Source organism: Rhizobacter sp., assembly GCF_032229685.1.
GTDB lineage: Bacteria > Pseudomonadota > Gammaproteobacteria > Burkholderiales > Burkholderiaceae_C > LMDS01.
In genome coordinates this window covers 1-18,639 of record NZ_JAVTWP010000002.1, presented here as the reverse complement: position 1 = coordinate 18,639, position 18,639 = coordinate 1, and the positions used below count along the sequence as shown (strand labels likewise).

General features: G+C 63.2%; 19 protein-coding genes and 1 pseudogene. 12 read left to right on the top strand and 8 right to left on the bottom strand.

Features of this window, described 5'->3' with window-relative positions; translation table 11 throughout:
* Position 1: 1 nt before the first annotated feature.
* Entirely contained in the window at positions 2 to 994 is a 993-nt protein-coding gene (locus tag AC30PD_RS00625; protein ID WP_489533694.1) for a helix-turn-helix transcriptional regulator, read from the bottom strand.
* A gap of 261 nt (positions 995 to 1,255) precedes the next feature.
* Here AC30PD_RS00625 and AC30PD_RS00620 point away from each other — a divergent pair, with 261 nt between their 5' ends.
* The 3 genes from AC30PD_RS00620 (at position 1,256) to AC30PD_RS00610 (ending at position 4,167) form a co-directional block, all read left to right on the top strand.
* Entirely contained in the window at positions 1,256 to 2,593 is a 1,338-nt protein-coding gene (locus AC30PD_RS00620; protein WP_489533693.1) for a vWA domain-containing protein, read from the top strand.
* Between the two features lie 161 nt (positions 2,594 to 2,754).
* On the top strand, positions 2,755 to 3,642 hold the full coding sequence (locus AC30PD_RS00615; protein WP_489533692.1) for a hypothetical protein: 888 nt from the start codon (positions 2,755 to 2,757) through the stop codon (positions 3,640 to 3,642).
* Between the two features lie 24 nt (positions 3,643 to 3,666).
* A complete protein-coding gene (locus tag AC30PD_RS00610) occupies positions 3,667 to 4,167 on the top strand; it encodes a hypothetical protein (protein ID WP_489533691.1) in 501 nt (166 codons plus the stop codon).
* A gap of 27 nt (positions 4,168 to 4,194) precedes the next feature.
* Here the strand turns inward: AC30PD_RS00610 and AC30PD_RS00605 are convergent, their stop codons facing one another.
* Complete coding sequence (locus AC30PD_RS00605) at positions 4,195 to 4,779, bottom strand: hypothetical protein (protein WP_489533690.1); 585 nt, start codon at positions 4,777 to 4,779, stop codon at positions 4,195 to 4,197.
* Between the two features lie 461 nt (positions 4,780 to 5,240).
* Here AC30PD_RS00605 and AC30PD_RS00600 point away from each other — a divergent pair, with 461 nt between their 5' ends.
* The 5 genes from AC30PD_RS00600 to AC30PD_RS00580 all read left to right on the top strand — a co-directional run bounded on the left by AC30PD_RS00600 (position 5,241) and on the right by AC30PD_RS00580 (position 11,313).
* Positions 5,241 to 5,525, top strand: coding sequence for a helix-turn-helix transcriptional regulator (locus AC30PD_RS00600; RefSeq protein ID WP_489533689.1), 285 nt, complete (start codon positions 5,241 to 5,243; stop codon positions 5,523 to 5,525).
* A gap of 570 nt (positions 5,526 to 6,095) precedes the next feature.
* A complete protein-coding gene (locus AC30PD_RS00595) occupies positions 6,096 to 6,824 on the top strand; it encodes a hypothetical protein (protein WP_489533688.1) in 729 nt (242 codons plus the stop codon).
* Between the two features lies 1 nt (position 6,825).
* Complete coding sequence (locus tag AC30PD_RS00590) at positions 6,826 to 8,892, top strand: hypothetical protein (protein ID WP_489533687.1); 2,067 nt, start codon at positions 6,826 to 6,828, stop codon at positions 8,890 to 8,892.
* Positions 8,893 to 8,915: 23 nt separating this feature from the next.
* The gene (locus tag AC30PD_RS00585; protein WP_489533686.1) at positions 8,916 to 9,995 is read left to right on the top strand and encodes an ATP-binding protein; all 1,080 of its coding nucleotides are present in this window, start codon (positions 8,916 to 8,918) and stop codon (positions 9,993 to 9,995) included.
* 124 nt (positions 9,996 to 10,119) lie between these two features.
* Positions 10,120 to 11,313, top strand: a complete 1,194-nt coding sequence (locus AC30PD_RS00580) for a hypothetical protein (protein ID WP_489533685.1) — start codon at positions 10,120 to 10,122, stop codon at positions 11,311 to 11,313.
* An 86-nt stretch (positions 11,314 to 11,399) separates the two neighbouring features.
* Here the strand turns inward: AC30PD_RS00580 and AC30PD_RS00575 are convergent, their stop codons facing one another.
* From AC30PD_RS00575 to AC30PD_RS00565, 3 genes are all read right to left on the bottom strand, one after another.
* Entirely contained in the window at positions 11,400 to 11,723 is a 324-nt protein-coding gene (locus tag AC30PD_RS00575) for a hypothetical protein (protein WP_489533684.1), read from the bottom strand.
* Positions 11,724 to 11,794: 71 nt separating this feature from the next.
* A complete protein-coding gene (locus AC30PD_RS00570) occupies positions 11,795 to 12,679 on the bottom strand; it encodes an ImmA/IrrE family metallo-endopeptidase (RefSeq protein ID WP_489533683.1) in 885 nt (294 codons plus the stop codon).
* Positions 12,672 to 12,992, bottom strand: coding sequence for a helix-turn-helix domain-containing protein (locus tag AC30PD_RS00565; protein ID WP_489533682.1), 321 nt, complete (start codon positions 12,990 to 12,992; stop codon positions 12,672 to 12,674). The genes AC30PD_RS00570 and AC30PD_RS00565 overlap by 8 nt, the downstream gene beginning before the upstream one ends.
* 275 nt (positions 12,993 to 13,267) lie before the next feature.
* Between AC30PD_RS00565 and AC30PD_RS00560 the strand changes: the two genes are divergently transcribed.
* Positions 13,268 to 13,588 (top strand): DUF3892 domain-containing protein, encoded by a 321-nt coding sequence (locus AC30PD_RS00560; RefSeq protein ID WP_489533681.1) that lies wholly within the window; start codon positions 13,268 to 13,270, stop codon positions 13,586 to 13,588.
* Positions 13,589 to 13,604: 16 nt separating this feature from the next.
* Positions 13,605 to 13,808, top strand: a complete 204-nt coding sequence (locus AC30PD_RS00555) for a DUF2188 domain-containing protein (protein WP_489533680.1) — start codon at positions 13,605 to 13,607, stop codon at positions 13,806 to 13,808.
* Positions 13,809 to 14,035: 227 nt separating this feature from the next.
* Here the strand turns inward: AC30PD_RS00555 and AC30PD_RS00550 are convergent, their stop codons facing one another.
* Complete coding sequence (locus AC30PD_RS00550) at positions 14,036 to 14,272, bottom strand: hypothetical protein (RefSeq protein ID WP_489533679.1); 237 nt, start codon at positions 14,270 to 14,272, stop codon at positions 14,036 to 14,038.
* 242 nt (positions 14,273 to 14,514) lie between these two features.
* Here AC30PD_RS00550 and AC30PD_RS00545 point away from each other — a divergent pair, with 242 nt between their 5' ends.
* The gene (locus tag AC30PD_RS00545) at positions 14,515 to 15,951 is read left to right on the top strand and encodes an amidase (RefSeq protein WP_489533678.1); all 1,437 of its coding nucleotides are present in this window, start codon (positions 14,515 to 14,517) and stop codon (positions 15,949 to 15,951) included.
* A 6-nt stretch (positions 15,952 to 15,957) separates the two neighbouring features.
* Here the strand turns inward: AC30PD_RS00545 and pobA are convergent, their stop codons facing one another.
* The gene (pobA, locus tag AC30PD_RS00540) at positions 15,958 to 17,136 is read right to left on the bottom strand and encodes a 4-hydroxybenzoate 3-monooxygenase (RefSeq protein WP_489533677.1); all 1,179 of its coding nucleotides are present in this window, start codon (positions 17,134 to 17,136) and stop codon (positions 15,958 to 15,960) included.
* 124 nt (positions 17,137 to 17,260) lie between these two features.
* Here pobA and AC30PD_RS00535 point away from each other — a divergent pair, with 124 nt between their 5' ends.
* A complete protein-coding gene (locus tag AC30PD_RS00535) occupies positions 17,261 to 18,136 on the top strand; it encodes a helix-turn-helix domain-containing protein (protein ID WP_489533676.1) in 876 nt (291 codons plus the stop codon).
* A 24-nt stretch (positions 18,137 to 18,160) separates the two neighbouring features.
* Here the strand turns inward: AC30PD_RS00535 and AC30PD_RS00530 are convergent.
* Positions 18,161 to 18,639: pseudogene (locus AC30PD_RS00530) on the bottom strand (translational GTPase TypA); the annotation flags it as partial.

The following is an 18,639-nucleotide window of genomic DNA, read 5'->3' as shown; positions in this document are numbered from 1 at the left end:
TCTATTTCTCTCCCTTGCCGGCGCAGTGCAGTTCCCAGGCCTGCTGGGTTCGCTTGCGAACGGTCTCCTTGATCGTGCCAGTGTCCGCGATGATCGAAACCTGATCGGCATGCCGCAGGATGTCCATCGCAAGTTCGTTCGGATCGGTATATGGCACCTCCAGTTGGAAGCGCCCATCACCCAGCCACTTGCCTCGCTGGTCCGGGTGCCACTCTTCACGGCTCACCCATTGGGCAGCCTGCGGACTGAAGGCCATCGTCACCCAACTGGGCTTGGCGCCGGCGTAGATGCCGTATCCACCGTCCATCTCGGCTTCGACTTGCTTGAGCGACACATCTTTCGCTCGGGCATCCAGCGATTCGGCGTGTTCGATGGCGTCGAGCGCAAACCTGAGCAGCTTCTCTCGGGTGTGACACCAACCGTCGAGGTACCAAGTCGCTCGGTAATGCACAAGCCGTTGGGGTGACACTGCGCGCTCGCTGACCTCCCCCCGCCCGCGGGTGAGGTACCGCAACTGCAGGCGTTTGCGCTTAAGGAGGGCTTCACCGACCAGCTCAAAAAACTGGCTCGGCACGGGACGCTTGGCCGAGCTGATGATCTTGACCCGCCTCAAGAGCGTCTTTGCCTCCGCCTCGCTGGTGCCCAACATCTGGTGGATGCGGTCGAGGAGCGGTTGAAGGTGGCGGCTGATCACGCCCTCGGAGTCCAGCTCGCTGAGAAGTTGGTTGGCCATCAGCAATGAATAGAGCTCGCGCTCGCTGAACCAGAGGCCCGGCAGCTCGTGTTTTTGGCCACGGTACTCTTGTCCAAACCGGTAGCCGTTGAGGAACCGGTCGTACTCGATCGGTGCGCCGAGCTGGTCCTTGAGGTAGTCCAGATCCCGTTTCAGCGTCGCCGCGGACACCTCCAGCTCGTCCTGCAAGGTCTGAAAGCTCACGTGCCCCCGGTTTCGGATAAGCATCTCGATCTTGTAGACGCGGGCAGTCTTGGTCATGGCGTGGCGGGGTTGGTCGCTCACCACATGAGCGTTACCAACTGTAGCGGGTAGACCACCACCTTCCGTCCCCGTGCCTGGGGAAAGTGTTGGGTTTTCGACGGTTGCCATGCCTCAAATTTGAACGGCCATCAGCTCAAGTCGTGAGCTATCAGGGGTAACCCGCCTCGCTCGTACTCGTTTCGCCGGCCAGGGCGGAGCTCGGTATTTGAGCTAGTGCCCTGCGACGATGCAGCTTCGATCCAGAACTGGAGAGCGCTGATGCCTGCCGACCACCTTTCGCTGTCAACCACCGTCGTCCTAACGCCCCGCCGCTCAGGTCTGAGCGGCGGGGCGGACAACACCATGGAGATCCTCGTGCGCGTGCAGGCGGCCGATTCTCCAGGCGGTGATGTAGCAGACCGCGCGCCGCAGGCGATCGCGCTGGTCATCGACCGCTCGGGCTCGATGGAAGGCCGCCCGCTGGCCGAGGCGCGACGTTGCGCCGAATACGTGGTCGGCAAGCTGCGACCGAAGGACGCTGTGTCGCTGGTGCAGTTCGACAATCGGGTGCAGCGCCTGTGGCCGGCAGTGCCGCTGGGCGATGGGGCGCCGCTGCGCGCAGCGATCGCTGCCATCCACTCTGGCGGCAACACCCATCTGCACGGCGGCTGGCGCGAGGGTGCCGAGACGCTGACCGACGTGGCCGGCACCGGCTTGAAGCGAGTGATCCTGCTGTCCGACGGGCAAGCCAACGAAGGGCTGACCGATGCCGCTGCCATCGCCTCACAGTGCGCAGAATGGGCAGCGCGCGGGGTGACGACCAGCACCTACGGCCTGGGGAACAGCTTCAACGAGGAATTGATGGTTGCCATGGCCCGCGCGGGCGGCGGCAACCACTACTACGGGGACACGGCCGAGGACCTGATGGACCCGTTTCAACAGGAGCTGGAGTTGTTGGGCAACCTGTGCCTGCGTGACCTGCGTCTGTCGGCGATCGTGCCGGATGGCGTGGAGGTGCAGGTAGTCAACGCCCTGCCATCAGTCGAGGGGGGCTGGCGGCTGCCGGACCTGGCCTGGGGTGCGGAGGCCTGGGCGGTGCTGCGTCTGAAGGTACCCATGGGCGCGTTGCCCCCGGTCGGCCAGCTGCTGTCGGTCCTTCGAGTTTCGGTGGAAGGCCGAAGCCTCGAAGGCGAGCTGGTGGCGCTAGAGCGGGCAGGCTTGGCGCTGCCAGTGCTGTCGGCATCGGCGTTCGACAAACTCACGGAGGACGAGCTCGTGTCTCGGCGGCTGGTCGAGCTTGCAGCGGCCGAAGCGTTGTCGCGCATGCGCACGGCGGCGGACCTTGGGGACTGGGCGGCGGTAGACGGGTTGCTCGAAGAAGCAAGTCGCCAGTTCGCCGGCAACGAATGGGTGGCCGCTGTGTTGGCTGCAATGAAAGAGATTGCTGAGAGCCGGTCCCGCGAGCGGATGATGAAGGAGTCGATGTACTCGGCGTCGAAGCTGCGGAGCCGGTTGTCAGCGAAAGATGAAGCCATTCGCTTCTCCGTCGGCGAGGAATCGATCGAGCAACCAGCCTATCTGCGTCGCAAACCTTCGCAGGGCAAGGGTAACCTGTAGCGGTGACTCGGAGCGGTTCTACGCGCTCAAGTTGGTTTGCCTCGACAGCGCACATTGGCGAGCGGCGGCCGTGACGGGCCGCTGCTGGGCAAGCTCATGGTTGGATACTACCGACAGGAGCCATAGCAGTCGCGCCGTCCAGAACCGTGGGGAGTCAATTCGTGAACCAGGAGACCTCGGCAAAGGCCCATGCCAGGACCCCATCCGCCGATGAGGTACTGCGGCGAGTGGGCCGAAACGTCGTGATCTTTCAGCAAGTCGAGCATCTGCTCAAATTTCTGAACACGCATGCTCGCTTCCACGCGCCGGCAAGCAAGTTCTCTGAGCGCTTCGACAAGCACGCCGCCTCCATCCGCAACAAGTCAATGGGGGAACTGGCAGGCAAGCTCGTTGACACCGTGCTCCAGCAGGACTCCGACGATGCGACGCCGGACGTCATCGATGAAGCCTGGTTCGGGTTCCGCTTCACGATCGAAACCAATGCCGAATTCGTCGAACGGCACGCCGGCGAGATGCAGGCGTTGGTTGATCGACGCAACGAACTGGTGCACCACTTCCTGCCAAGATGGCAAGCCACGGTCGAGGGCGCCGCTGACGATGTCTTGGAGTATCTTGACGCTCAACGGGAAGAGGCAGTTCGCATGCTCGAGCGTCTGCAAGGGTGGGCGCGCACGGTAGATGCCGCACGCAAGGAGCACGCGGCCTTCTTCGCATCGGACGAAGGCCAGCGCGAGATCGATCTCCTTCTTGTTCGCAGTAGCCGTCTGGTTCTAATGCTCGGCCAGATCGCCATGGCGACGCCCCGCCAAGATGGTTGGACCTTGCTGTCCAGTGCGGGCCAGTTGATCAAGCGCGACGCACCTGAGGAGTTGCTGGACTTGCGAGCCCGCTTCGGTCAGTCAAACCTCAAGGGCGTACTGCTGGTCGCGGAGATCTTTGACGTTGCGGACGAACCGACGGCAGGTGGTGGTTCGCGGCCGATCTATCGAATAAACCAACGCTGGCACCTGGAAGACCCAGCGCCGCCAGGCGCGCCTCTTCGTCCGTGATCATCGACCACTGCAGGTCCTGCCATGAGCCCTCAAACGTATCTGTCGTTCTGGCACATCGAGATGTCGAACCTTCCGGTCGCGACTTTCACAAGGCGCGCTTTGACGACGGCCGAGGCGCGCAGCATGGTGAATACGGCGCGCGCAGCGGGGACGCTTGTCTGCGTGGCCAAAGCGGATCTCGGAGCGCCCTACTGCGAACCCGAGCGAGAGAGTCATCGACAGCTCTGCGCAGCACTTCGCGAGCACGCCGAGATTGACATCCATCTGAAGGACTTCTTTGGAGAGGACTGTGCCAACCCGCTTTGCTTCGCGGAGATCGGGAAGCAAAGACGCCTTCTTGTCGTCGACTGCCACTATGCCTTCGACGACGTTCGTCGTAGCGATACGACGCCGGCCGCCACCTCTGATGCCGACGAAACCCTCAATGCCCGTACCCGTTCGATGAAGAAGGCAATGAAGATGCACGTCGTGCCCGAGTCGATCGAGTTCCACCTCTTTGAAGCTGTCGAGCCAGCATCTTGAGTGCCGCACCGCGCATTGGCAAAACTGCTACATCGGATCTGAGTCATCGCTCCCTGGTTCGTGCGGTGGCATGCCTTTCCATTGCCACTCGAACTCTGCGGCTGTGATCTCACGCGGTCCGTCGCTCAGGACGGCTCGCACGGGGAGCGAACCGGCGACGTCGACAGTTGGCTCGGTTTCATACGCGTTCGCCACGATGTGGGCCATGGACCTGAAGCGCGACTTGAGGAAGGCCGCAAACTCACCCGCAAGCGTTTGGCCGAGCCAGCTATCAAGAACCGGCAGCAGCCAACACATGGCCCCATAGCAGGAGTCGTACAGCGCTTCATGCTGCAAGAGCTCTGCTTCACGCATGAGCGCAACCAGGCCAGCAATGCCGTCCAAGCTGTTCTCATCAATCAGCCACTCGAGTTCGGTCAATCGGTCCGTCGGCCAGCGGAGACAGCGCCCGTTCCTGAACCGTCCAATGAGCTGATGAGCGATTCCAGGCGGCAGGGCGAGCATTAGCGCATGCACCCCTTGCAACGTTAGCGGTGCCGAGCTGGCAAGGCGCCAGATGGACCAACTGTAGCTGGCAGCGGCGGCTGGATCCATCTCAGACAGCTTTTTCATCAGGACGCCTTGGGGCGCCGAGGCGGCTCGAGGCAGGCTCTTTCCCTTCGCAAGGCGATTCCAGGCGCCATACGTCTTTGCGCCGCCGCCCGACGCTGGATATTCGTGGTTCAGGTCGCGAGGCTTCGGCGTCCTGCCGTACCTCTCTTTGTAGCCCTTGGCGGCGAGGTAGTAGAGCACGCGACCCCGGAACGGATCGGTATCGGGCAGCCACCGTGGCCTCCTCTTTCGGGCAGGGCGGGCTGCCTCCTTGCCCGCCGGCCCTTCGCCGCCAGCTCCGCCCCCTCCCACCATTGAGTCGTTGGCGCCGAGGTCTGGTTCGGCGCCGTCGCTTGGCGCGTCCATGAGTGCCACCCGAAGTTTTCGGTACGCGCGAGTTTAGGCCGCTAAAACGACGCTTTACGGCGCGTCGGGGGTTGGGTTCACTGTGCACGTCGAAGACTGCGAACGCACGAACCTGCATGCATGCCGCTGAAACACCCGCCGAAACCACGGCACTGAGGCGCCTCCTGACGGCCCAGGATGTCGCTCGCGTTCTCGCGGTCTCGGTTCGGAAGTTCGAGCAGATGGTGGCTGGCGGTACCGCCCCACGACACCTGCGGATTGGTCGACTACGGCGCTGGCGGCCTATGGACGTCGAGCTTTGGATTTCGGAGCAGCGAGAGGGCAAACCGCCCTCACTCGGTGCCCGTACAGACACACCACAACCAGAGAAAGGGGGCTTGGAGGCCAAAGGCGCGCGCTGAGCGCGCCGAGTAGCCGTACGTCGCGGGTGGCAGCAGCCGCCCGCACGCCTTCACGTTCCGCGAGGTCCTCGCTGCGACGCACACCGTTGCGGTGACCGGCCAAGCCAGGTGGAGGACGCTTCGCTCAGCAAACGCACCAGGACACGACAGTAGAAAGGCAAAAGCCCCGGAGCGGTTCCCGCCGCTCCGGGGCCTAGGTGTATCCCAATCAGTTTCGACGCCGATTGGTTTCACTGTAGTCCAACCTCCCCGGCTCGTCAACGATCGAGCCGTGGATGGCGACGCCATCTCCATCGAGTCATGCAGGTGCTTGCAGGCACATGCATCGGCCGCTCAGGCCAGCCCGTGCCAGCGAGGCGTACTCCTGTTCGTTCGCGCCCTGCAAAGGGCAAACCGATGGAGTAATGGCATGAAATCAGATCTGTACGCCGAACTCGGCAGCAGCCCCCACAACCAGAGTGGCAACCGCGCTTCAGCGCGACCGCACTGCAGTCCCCGGACCCAGCGTCCGCGCGCTCTCCTCGTCATCCTGGCCGCGATTGCGGCGGCCTCGAAAGGCAGGGACGCGGCATGACCTCAAAGAAATCTCGCCGCGTTTGCGGCAGTTCAAAGAAGGCAGGAACCCGCCTCGGCACCCAGATTCGCGGCGAAATGGCCGAGGCCTATGACAAACGCGGTCATGGCGCCGCCGACCTGGTTTTGCACTACAGCGGCAAGGCCAAGAGCGACGTCGGCCTAAAGGGGGAGCTCGAGTACCTTCACTACCTCTACGCTGAGTCCGATCCAGATGTCGTCCACGCTGACTATTCGCCACTGACTGCGAACACGGCCCTCGTTGGCAAGTCGTTCGCGTCTCTTGTGCACGCGGTCGTGAAAACCCGAGATGAGTCGATCGTATGGCGGCGACTCGTCGAGTCCGAGCCTGACGACACAGATCCGTTGTCCGATCTCAAAGGACTCATCGGCAAGGGCCCGCTTGCCCACGTGAATCGCGTCGAGGTCTGGACCAAGGATCGGCTCGTTGCCAATCCGATGAGGCTGCGCAACTCGCTCAGAGCCATGGGATGGATCAGCGCCGCTCGTCATTGGCCACTAGGCGATCTGAAGGCGAAGGCTCTGAAGCTGATCCGACAGAAGCGATCGGTGACGTTCGATGAGATCTTCTCCATGGGGGAAGGCGCGCACAGGGCGCTGTACGCAGCGGCCGTGCTCGAACTGGCGCACTCCGGCGCCGTCACGAGCGATCTCCGCGAGGTGCCGCTCCACGGCATGACGCTGTTTCACCGCATCGGAGACTGACATGCTGACTCGCACCACCATCACTGATCCGGTCCATCCGCCGTTCAATCTAAAGCCAACTGCGACCCAGTACACCTTCGCCACGATTCCCTATGAGCACAGGAATTGCACTACCTGGCCAGCGGCGCACAAGCCGACTGCGACAGAGCTTCTGCAATGGTTCCCGCATCTCTCGTCGGAGCAGGCCGAACTGAGGGCCAAAGCAATTTCCGATCGCTTTGATCGGCTCGCTAAGGCGATCCGCTCCTACCTTGCCAACGGGTCACTCAAGAAGGCCCTGGCCGAAGCACTTTGCTCGAAGGACGTCTTCTACGCGCAACTCAACCGCTGCCTCATGCCGAATCCGCGAACCGGTGAAGGCATCGTCGGTTGGGCCGGGCTGATCAGTCAACTCCGCCTGAAGGGGTACACCCGTGTGAACGACGGCGAAGGAACTGCCGGAAGTTTTCAGAAGTGGATCGGGGAAGCCACGGAGTGGAGAAGCCTGCTCCACCGCATGATTCTCAAAGGGAACGGCGGCAAAAGTATCGCAGCTCGCAAGCCCGACGTGCGCAGCGTCACGCGGAACTTCGTCGACAAGTTCAAAGAAATCGACAAGGGAACCGGCAAGTCGAAGATCCCGCTCGGGACATACCCGCACGATGGTCGCGGCAACGCGCGCCGCGCCATCGAAAGGTACATCACGAACTTCGTCGCGATGAATTTGGCGGCAACCGCTGTGTGGTTCGGCGAGGACGTCGCTGACAAGCAGCATCTGGGAACCGGGCCGCAGTCCTTCAATCTCGCCGCTGGTCCATTCGATGTGCTCGGCAATGACGCGCACACCTTCGATGTGCTTGGAATCATCATTGTCCAAGGCCCTTCGGGCCCGCAGCGCATACCCGTCGACCGGATCCAGATCGTTGCCAACCTGTGTCATAACAAGCGCGCTGTCACTGGCTACTCCGTGTGCATCCGTCCCCAGATCGAGGCCGCTCACGTCGAAGAAGCCTACCTGATGGGGACGACGCCGTGGCAGCCGAAGAAGCTAACCATTGAAGGTCTCCAGTACGACGAGGGTGCGGGCTTTCCTTGCGGGAGCGTTGAAGGAATCTCCGAGGTCAATCCGTCATCGATCCGCATGGACAATGCGGCTCAGCACTACGCCAAAGGCATCCGCACCCGGCTCCGCCAGTCGCTTGGCTGCGCAATCATCTGGGGTGGCGTGGGCCACTGGTGGCGCAACGCAGTCACGGAAAGATTCTTTGGAACGCTCGAACGATTCGGCTTCCAACGACTGCCGTCGTCGATGGGCAATGGAACGCAAGATCCGCTTCGCGCAGAGAACCCGGTTCTCGAGGCCACCGGCAAGGGGATCGAGTGGGACGAGCTGATTCAGCTGGTGGACGTGCTGCTGGCGAACTACAACGCTAAGCCACACACGGCGCTGGGTGGCGTCAGCCCGCTGGATTCACTGCGTACGTCGCTCAGCGCGCGTCATGCATGCTGGTTCCCGAGGATTCGTCCGCCTCACACCGCCAGTTCGCCGCGCATCGGCATACAGATCGAGCGCCGTAGGATCGGCGGCAGCAAGGAAGACAGAGTCCCACCCTACGTGGAAGTCGGCGAAGTTCGGTACACCAATGAGTGCCTCTCGCCGCAATACGACTGGCTGGGCCTGCCGGTCTATGTGCACATCCCCAAGGACATGCGGACGGTGGAGGCATACCTTGACACTGGTGAGTTCATCGGCGTCTTGAAGTGCATGGACCGAGGCTGGGCGCTTTCTCCGCACTCGATGCAGATCCGACAGGCGATCAATGCATTGATACGGAAAGGCGAGATGCACGTGCCCGCCGGCGGCGATCCGGTGGTGGCCTACCTCGAGCACCTGAGCAGCAAGGCGTCCGAAGCCGCTGCAGAGCATCGCACGCCCCATGTGTCGGCTGAGGCGTCTGCTCTGGCGGACGTTCTGCGTGTGACCGGCGTGCCGAACATCCCTCCAAGGAAAGGCAAGGATGCCGCCAACAAGCCTGTCTACGAAGCCCGCGCCGTGCTCGGCATCGCCCTGCCGGCGGGCTGGCAATAACCAACAAACCTTGGAGTTACATCATGACTCATACCGAAACCGACACCATTGAAAATGTCGCCACTCAATCGGCAACCGCGCCTGACGGCGTCCGGTCCGCCATCACCCCTGTCGCACGCCAACGTACTCGAGAAGAACTTCGGTCTGCTGCATTGGGTGAAGGTCCGGAGCGCGGCTTTCATCTCACCAACCATCCGCTGAACCAGCGGCCGGTGCAGATCCTGACGTCGTCGATCAAGGAGGCCTTCCTGACGATTTGCGAGGCCGCCAAGTTCAAGAGGCCGGGCTGTTCCTTCTCAGCCGACTTCCGAATCGGAAAGTCGACTGCCCTAGTGATGATCATGCGTCAGCTCCCAGGCTCCGTCCCGGGCGTGGCGTTCGGGCTTGTGTCTGCAAAGGATCACGAACTCGTCACGGAGCGGGCGTTCTGGGGCGATGTGCTCATAGCATTAGGACTGCCCATTGATGGCACTGCACAAGACCGTCAGGAACGCGCGCGCGTCGCCATCATCGCTGCATGTGTCGAGGCGGGCGGCAAGCACTTCAGCCTCCTGATTGACGAGGGTCAGAACTGGGATCGGCGCGAGTACACGTGGCTTCGGGACCTGTCAAACCAGCTGCGCGAACAGGATGGCTATGTCTTGACCACTGTCATCTGGGGTGACTTGCGCCTCGATGACGTTAGCGCGAAGTTCCGTGTGACGCGCAAGGATTTGTGGGCGCGGTTCCTGATGAAACCCGAGAAGTTCCACGGTATCCGAAACCTGGAGGATCTGAAGTTCTTTCTCTCCGAGCATGACAACGTTCAGCGGTACGAGTATCCAGCCGGTTCCGGCTTGACCTATAGCGAGTTCTTCCTGCCGAAGGCGTTCGGCGCCGGTTGGCGCCTGGGCAACGAGGCCACCAACCTCTGGGACGCCATGGTGCGGGCTGCGGCAAAAGTCAACCGGAAAGTTGGCGAGGTTGGCATGCAGTGGGTCGGGGAGAGCGTCATTCGCTTTCTGACTTCGAAGATGCTAACGGACGCACCCGAATTCTCGTCGTCACCCGTCGACTGGGACGACGCGGTGGCACTCGCGTGCTTCACTGACTCGTTGCTCTAAAAGCGAGATGGGGATCCCCTCGTTCGGTGGAGCCGTCTGGCGCAATGCGTGGGCGGCCCCGGGCGAGGGTCCCTATACGTTGAGCGCAAAGCTACTTCACGCCAACCGGTTCAGAACCAGCCACATGCAGAAGGTTCTGCGATTGAAGCACCCCACGGGCGCGAGTCTTTTGGCGCCCGAAGCGCGTAGGTCTACGAGTGAGCCATACGCCGTGTGGGGACGACTGTTGCAGGATGCCAGCCTTGCCAGTTGTGCCCCCCGCTTCTATCGCCATCTTGCCGGCGACGAGAGTCTGCGGTACTGCCACATCTGCATGGCTGGCGGATTTCAAGCAGCGGTCGCGCAGATCGACGGCCTGGATCAATGCCTTCTCCACGACGAGCCGTTGCGGTCGAGTTGTCGCGACTGCGGTGCTCAAACACCGCGCTACCGAGTCAAGTCCCCGGATGGTCGCCCGCGCCTCTCTTGCTCGACTTGCGGAACGTCGTTCGGCGGTGCTCGCGGGACGGGCGAGCGGCTCGACGCTTGGGCCGCACCGTGCGACCTCAGTGGCCTGATCCCGATCAACGAGTGGTTGGCACGCGTTGAAGATGCGCAGCTGTTAAATTGGATCAATCTTGACGACTGGCATTGCGCGAGCCTGAACTGCCCTGACCCGGCTGTATTCAGGCGCCGCGCCATTTTCAGAGCCTTGCTCACGGTTCTGCCTGATCCGAGGATTACCACGTCTCAACAGCCGGTCGAGATCTTTGGCCCCTATGCATTGGACGAAGACCCTGCGGCCGCGGAATTGAGCCTTGCAGAGTACTCAGAGATCGCGCACAAGCTGACGCCAGCGCGCAATACCCGTCGACACCACAATGGCTTCCGCACCCCGAGCTTCCGGGTGGAGGTCCCTGTCGATGCGTCCGTACCTCCTGAGGTGCACGCAAAGCTACTGTGGCGGGCACAGTTCGAGACAGGCGCAACGATCGACCCGTTCCGCAGCCCGCCCCTGGAACTCCGCTCTCGAGTAGTGAGCAGCTTCCTCGGGCAACAATGGAACGAGGTCCCGTTTGGTGGCAAGCAAGTCAAGGAGGGGCTGCTGGCCGCGGCCTGGGCTGCTTCTCTGCGCATTGCGCGTGACTGGCACGACCTTGTTGCGCAGTTTCGGAACGAGCATGGCCCCCGCGCCAATCACCACTGGTTGACTGCAAACAGTCGATGGGCGTCGCACTTGGGCTGGTGGGCGGAACATCGGTGTTGCCCTGTTGGCGTCATCTTCAAGCGTGACTCAGGCAGCGCCGGGGCGTCACAGGTGTTCTTCGTGGTTGCGTAGTGGTCGAAGAACCGCCGCAATCAGGACGATTCTGTTCCGCATTCAATTCGGCACAACCTCCGGAAAATACGGCGAGTCGAGCGTCTTCAAGTTGCCATCCCCGGCCCACGAACAGCCTGCGCCAGCTGAGCCACGCGTTTTGCCAGCGCATCGGACGGCATCCAGTCAGGCGGCAAGCACTGCAATGGGGACAGTCCGCCAAGCTGCGGGCGGGGTCGCACAAACCACCGGCGCATGCCCGCGCCGTTGTAGGTTCCGCCAAGTGACTGGAGAACGGTCAACAGCCACAGCCGGCGCGCGTTGGCCATCGATTCCGCCAGGTCCGATTTCGCGACGGCCGACCCCCCGAGGATCTGACAAAGAAGATCGTCACCCAGCATCGCCGCAAGTTGATCGATGGGATCCGACATGACTGGTTATTGATGTGCCGAAAGCATGGGCCACGTTTTGCCGCTTGTCGTACCCGGCGGCGCTACGAGCATCACTTGGACCATTCAAACCGTGACGAGCCTGTCATGACATCAAACGCATCGGTCTGCGCCTCCTCGTCGTGCAGGACCACGCGTGCATCGGGGAACCGTATGAGAAAGATCGTCAGCTCAAACTGGTCCGAGACGATGGCTGACTCTTCGCCCTCCAGCGTCGGATGCCAGATTCCCGCTGGCACGCGGCACCAACTATTGCCAGAGTGCTTCGCCGCTGACTTCAAGCGTTCAATGGCAGATTCCGGAACCGATGTGCCCGGCGCCAGCCAGGCTCGCCTGCTCGACGCGAGCTTGCTCGGATAGGACCAGCAGACAAATTCATCCCGCGCCACCACCAGCATGGCGGCCTCCCCGGTCAACTCCAGCCACTTGAGGGCGGTCGCGGTGAATGAGGTCTGATAGCGCTCGGCAACACCGCCAAGCAGTTCCAGCGTGATCGTCCGCCCGTCAATCTGCTTGCGGAAGTCTGTGGCAGGCATCAGAAGATACGAGGCGAAAACATTCGCCTCCTTCTCCATCTTCTGCGAGGCCTCGCCGTGGTAATCGAGCATCTGGCCCTCGCTGCAACGAAACTCAGTCTGCCGCTGCCGGTGGCAAAAATAATGCCCTAACTCGTGAGCCAGCGTGAAATTGACGCGGCCAGGCACAACGACATCCTCGTCGTACGAGATGCACCAGAACTTCTTCTTGTCGTGCCAGGAAAGCATGCCATCGACGCCGGCGACACCATGCGGAACTACCAAGCCCACGGGATCGGCATAGCGCTGCTTGGTCACTTCTAGCGCCAGCAGCTTCACGTCTACTGGAAAGAGTTGGCCCGACGCTATCCAGAGCTTGGACAGTTGAATGCCCCATCCCTGCGGCGTCGTCGGTTCAGTCATCGTCAATGGCCTTCAAGAACTTCTCGAGCTGGGCGCGCTTCGCCGAATCAAGCTGGCCAATCCGTCGGAAGAAGGCCTTGTCGGCGTCCGATTCTGTGGGCGACTGCTTCTCGTCGTCGAGCAGGTACTCGACGGTCACGCCAAACACGTCCGCGATCTTGCTGATCTTGTCCGCCGAGGGCCTGACGACCGGGCGGTTCTCAAGCTCCCAGATGTAGCTCTTGCTGGATTCAGTCTTCTGGGCCAGATCATCCAGCGTCAGCTTCAGCCGCTTTCGTTCGGCGCGAATCTTGTCTCCAAGCGGTGTAGACAACCGTCGTCTCCTCTTTGGCGGGGCGCGCTGGGCGAACTACCACTCGGCAGCGCGTCATCACATGTGCCATGCGCCCGTGGTGTGTGTGCCGGATCAGGTTATGCGCCCCAAACCTAGGCGGGCAGGCGCATAGCGTCAGTGACCAGGTGGCCGCCGAAAGTTCAGAGTAGACGCATTTTAAGTGCTTGACAAGAGGGTTCTATGGGGGCAGACTGAAAGTGCGCCTACACCGAACATGGTCGTTGGCGCGTCCTTCAACTTTTGGGATACGACCAATGACGACGACAACCAAGACGACGACCATCAAATGCGTGGGCAAGCGCATGAGCGGTGGCCAGGGCCACGAGCACATCAGCAACCTCTGGTGGGTCAAGTGCGATGGCAATCAAGAGACTAGCGAGCGCGGTAACAGTACGCGCGAGCAGATGGTCGCCTACATCGAGGCGAACGGAAACAACTCCGTCTGGTGCCCCGACCGCAACCCGAAGCTCACGGGCGCCTGGGTTCACGTCCACAGCAACGGGCGCATCAAGTACGTGCAGACCGTCGCCGACGGACGCAAGACCGACAACCTGCTGTCCCTGCCCGACATGTAAGCGAGGAGGACCCACCATGTCCGACAAAGTCTTCGTTGAACGTCGACCCCAAGGCGACTATGCCGTTCGCCGCCCGAACTCGCAGCGCGCGAGCGGCGTCGCGCCAACCCAAGCCGAGGCCATCGCGCTCGCGCGCAAAGTCAACCCGGAAGGCCCGGTGCTGGTCGAGCGCGTCCGGACCACCACCGTCGGCAAGCCCGACAAGTGGCGCAAGCCGTAGGATTTCGGTGCGAGCGCACTGACCCTTTGAAGTCTGCAGCTCTCACCGGCGCCGAGGGCTGGAGCGAATAGCGGCAAGAAAGAGGCCGCAAGGGTGGTTTGCGGTGCAAGAGCTGGGCTTGCGGGGGAGGATTGAAGCTCGGCGCTGGTTGCGGGGTAGGATTGCGGCTCAGTGGGCAACCGCAAGAGAGCCCCGTGAGAGACCGTTGTTCTATATGAATCAACGACTTAGCTCAGCGACTCACGGGGGATATTTCTGGCACCCGACTTACCGCTTGCCGGCACATCCGCCAACTCGACCGCCTGCCCGTTCACGAAGGCCCTTCCGTCCCTGACCTCAATCAGCATCGGGCCGAACCGGCTTTCCCAGAGATACCGAAGCACACCTTCGCTGGCGAGCGGCAACTCGGCCTGCGTGTCCGCGTCTCGACGGACAAGAATTTCTGGCAACAGCGGTGCGTTCACGGTCAATGCAAAGAGCTCGGGCCGCGCTGGCCGCGGGCCGATGGTGATGGAAACAAGCCGAGCGGCTCAGAGCCAGGTCCAGAGGCGGCGCAGCCAGACGGGCGCGCGATTCGGCTTGGGCTGATAGAGCTGGCGATAGGTCGATGGCATGATGAACTCTCCTGTGAAGCGATACTGTATCTTCAACCAGTACTGTACGCAATAACAGTTTCTGCAGTCTCGCTCATAGCCTCGCCCACGCCATGGAAAACGACCCGATCACCGCGCTCGACGCCGGCGCGCTCTCGCGCGCCATCCATGCCCGCACGGTCGGCTGCCGCGAGGTGACGGCGGCCTACCTTCGGCGCATTCATGCGCTCAACCCGCGCTTCAACGCGATCGTCAACCTCGCCTCCGACGATGTGCTGCTGCGCCAGGCCGACGAACGCGACGCCGAACTGGCGCGCGGTGAATCGCGCGGCTGGATGCACGGCTTTCCCCAGGCCATCAAGGACACCTCGCATGCCGCCGGCTTCCCGTCCACGCTCGGCAGCCCCTTGCTCAAGGACGCGATGGCCGCTCAAGACAGCGTGATGACGGCGCGCATGAAAGCCGCCGGCTGCATCGTCGTCGGCAAGACCAACATGCCCGAGTTCGGCCTGGGTTCGCACACGTTCAACGAGTTGTTCGGCGCCACGCCGAATGCCTGGGACACGACGCGCTCTTCCGGCGGCAGCAGCGGCGGCGCGGCCGTGGCGCTCGCGCTGCGCCTGCTGCCCGTGGCCGACGGCAGCGACTTCATGGGTTCGCTGCGCAACCCCGCCGGCTGGAACCACATCTTCGGCATGCGCCCCTCGCAAGGGCGCGTGCCGGCATGGCCGGCGCCAGACGTGTGGGTCGCGCAACTCGGCACCGACGGCCCGATGGGCCGCACCGTCCGTGACGTGGCGAAGCTGCTGCAGGTCCAGGCTGGGCACGATGAGCGCGTGCCCTTGTCGATCCGCGAGCCGCTGGCCGCGTTCACCGGCGGTCTGTCGTTGCGTGGCCTGCGGGTCGGCTGGCTCGGAGACATCGGCGGCCACCTGGCGCTCGAGGCGAGCATCGCCCAGGTGTGCGAAGCGGCACTGGAGCGGTTCGAAACCGAAGGGGCGATCGTCGAACCCTTGCCGCTCGGCTTTTCGCCCGATGCGCTGTGGCAGGCCTGGCTTGTGTGGCGGCGTGCGCTCGTGGCTTCGCGGCTCGCGCCTCTGCTCACGAAAGAAGGCGCCCGGGCCCGCATCAAGCCCGAAGCGCTGTGGGAATACGACCAGGCGCAGAGCCTCGGCTTCGCCGAGTTCATGCAGGCAAGCGTGGTGCGTTCGGCATTCCACACGCACATGCTGAGCCTGTTCGAGCGCTTCGACGTGCTCGCCCTGCCCTGTGCCCAGGTCTGGCCCTTCCCCATCGAGCAGCGCTGGCCTAAACACATCGCCGGCCGCGAGATGGACACCTACCACCGCTGGATGGAAGTGACGCTGTACGCCACCTTCGCCGGCCTGCCCGCAATCAGCGTGCCGGCAGGCTTCGACGCCACCGACCGCTGGCCGATGGGGCTGCAGTTGATCGGTGGGCCGCAAGGCGATGCGAAGCTGCTCGAAGTGGCCGCGGCCTATGAAACCGTGCAAGGCGCCCTGCTCTCGCGCCAACCGAGCCCGGGCTGAGACGGCTCAGCTTTCCAGCGGCAGGCCGACGTAGTTCTCGGCCAGCGCGGTCGAAGCCGCGGCCGAGCCGAGCAGGTAGCCGATCTCGGCTTCTTGCAGCTTCTGCCCGAATTCACCGGTGTCCGGGAAACGGTGCATCAGCGACGTGAACCACCAGGAGAAGCGCACCGCTTTCCAGACGCGCCGCAAGCAGCGCTCAGAGTAGGTGTCGATCCCGGCAGTGGTCTTGTCGCCGTAATACTGCATCAGCGCACTGGCCAGGTAGCGCACGTCGGAAGCGGCCAGGTTCAAGCCTTTCGCGCCGGTGGGTGGCACGATGTGCGCCGCGTCACCCGCCAGGAACAAGGAGCCGAAGCGCATCGGCTCGGCCACGAAACTGCGCAGCGGCGCGATGCTCTTTTCGATCGACGGGCCGGTCACCAGCGACTCGGCGGCTTCGGGGTCGAGCCGGCGGCGCAGTTCGTCCCAGAACGCGTCGTCGGACCAGTTCTCGGCCTTGTCGTCGAGCGAACACTGCACGTAGTAGCGGCTGCGTGTGTTCGATCGCATGCTGCACAAGGCAAAGCCGCGCGCGTGGTTCGAATAGATCAGCTCGTGCGCAACCGGCGGCGTTTCAGACAGCACACCGAGCCAGCCGAACGGGTAGACGCGCTCGTAGGTTTTCAGCAACGCTGGCGGCGCGCTCGCCCGGCTCACGCCGTGGTAACCGTCGCAGCCGGCGATGAAATCGCAGTGCAGTTCGTGCGCCACGCCGCCCTGGCGCCACGTCACCCGCGGCTTCTTGCCGTCGAAGTCGTGCAGCGCCACGTCTTCGGCTTCGTAGATGGTCTTGGCGCCGCAGCCGGCGCGCGCGGCCATGAGGTCGCGCGTCACTTCGGTCTGGCCGTAGACCATCACCTGCTTGCCGCCGGTGAGCGCGTGCATGTCGATGCGCTGGCGCGTGTTGCGAAAACCGAGGTTGATGCCACCGTGCACGAGCCCTTCGGCGTGCATGCGCGCGCCAAGCCCGAGCTGGTCCATCAACTCGACCGTGCCCTGCTCCAGCACGCCAGCACGGATGCGGCCGAGCACGTAGTCGCCGCTGCGCTGCTCGATCACCACGGCGTCGATGCCAGCCTGGTGCAGCAGTTGCCCGAGCAATAGGCCCGACGGGCCGGCGCCGATGATGGCCACCTGGGTGCGCATGAGAAATCTCCGGTTCCCGGTCAAATGAGCTCGAAGGCTAGCCGCCGGGGGCTTCGACCTCAATGGACAGAAATCGCAACTGCTTGAACAATTCGAACATGCCCATCAGCCCAAACACCACCGCATGAAAGACCGCCTGCCGTCGTATTCGCTGTATGGTGAACAAGGCCGCGCGGCCGACATCGAATGGCTGCACTGCGAATCGATCGCCGAGCGCAGCCGGCTGCACGACTGGGAGATACGGCCGCATCGCCATGAACTGCTGTACCAGATCCTCTTCATCCGCGCGGGCCAGGCCGAGCTGACGCTCGAGTCTCAGAGCACCCGGGTGCGTGGCCCGTGTGTTGTCACGGTGCCGGCCTTGGCAGTGCACGGCTTTCACTTTTCAAGCGATGTCGACGGTGTGGTCGTGACGGTGCTCGAACCGCACCTGCGGCGCCTGCTTGCCTCAGAGGCGGCGCTGGCAGACCGTTTGCTGCCCTTGCGGCACCACGCGCTCGACCGCGGCGGCGCAGCCGAGGTCGGTGCGGCGGTGCTGGCGTTGCGCACCGAATACCAGGGCACGGCGGCGTGGCGGGCGCTGGCGATCGACGCGGCCCTGCTGCGCTTGCTGCTGGCGCTGGGCCGGCGCCTGCCCGATGCGAACGACACGCCGGCGCCGCACGGTGCGCGCGCGCTCGAACACGTGCGGCGTTTTCGGGGCTTGGTGGAGTCGCGGTTCCGCGAACAACCGGCGCTGTCGGCCTGCGCCGCCGAGCTCGGCATCACGCCCACGCAACTGAACCGCGTGTGCCAGCAGGTGCTGGGGCATGGCGCGCTCGGCGTGCTGCACGCCCGGCTCGTGCTCGAAGCGCAGCGTGAGCTGGCCTACACGAACCTGAGCGTCAAGCAGATCGCATTCGACCTGGGCTTCAGCGACGCCGGCTATTTCACGCGCTTCTTCCAGCGCCGAACCGGCAGCGGGCCGACGGCGTGGCGCAGCGCGGCGGCCGCCGCGTGAAGCGGCGGCGGCACCACGCCATCATCAAGCGGCGACGCGCGACGCCTTCTTGCGGTCGTGTTCTTTCAGGTGCCGCTTGCGGATGCGGATGGTCTTCGGCGTGATCTCGACGAGCTCGTCGTCGGCGATGAACTCGACCGCGTATTCCAGCGTCAGGATGATCGGCGGCGTGATCTTGATCGCGTCTTCCTTGCCGCTCACGCGGAAGTTGGTGAGCTGCTTGCCACGCACCGCGTTGACCACGAGGTCGTTGTCACGTGAGTGGATCCCGATGATCATGCCTTCGTACAGCGCATCGCCGGCCTTCACGAACATGCGGCCGCGGTCGTCGAGCTTGCCGAGCGAGTACGTCACCGCCTCGCCGTCGTCCTGGCTGATCAACACGCCGTTCTTGCGGCCTTCGATCTCGCCTTTGTAGGGCTCGTAGCCGTCGAAGATGTTGCTGATCAGGCCGGTGCCACGTGTCAGGTTCAGGAACTCGTTCTGGAAGCCGATCAGGCCGC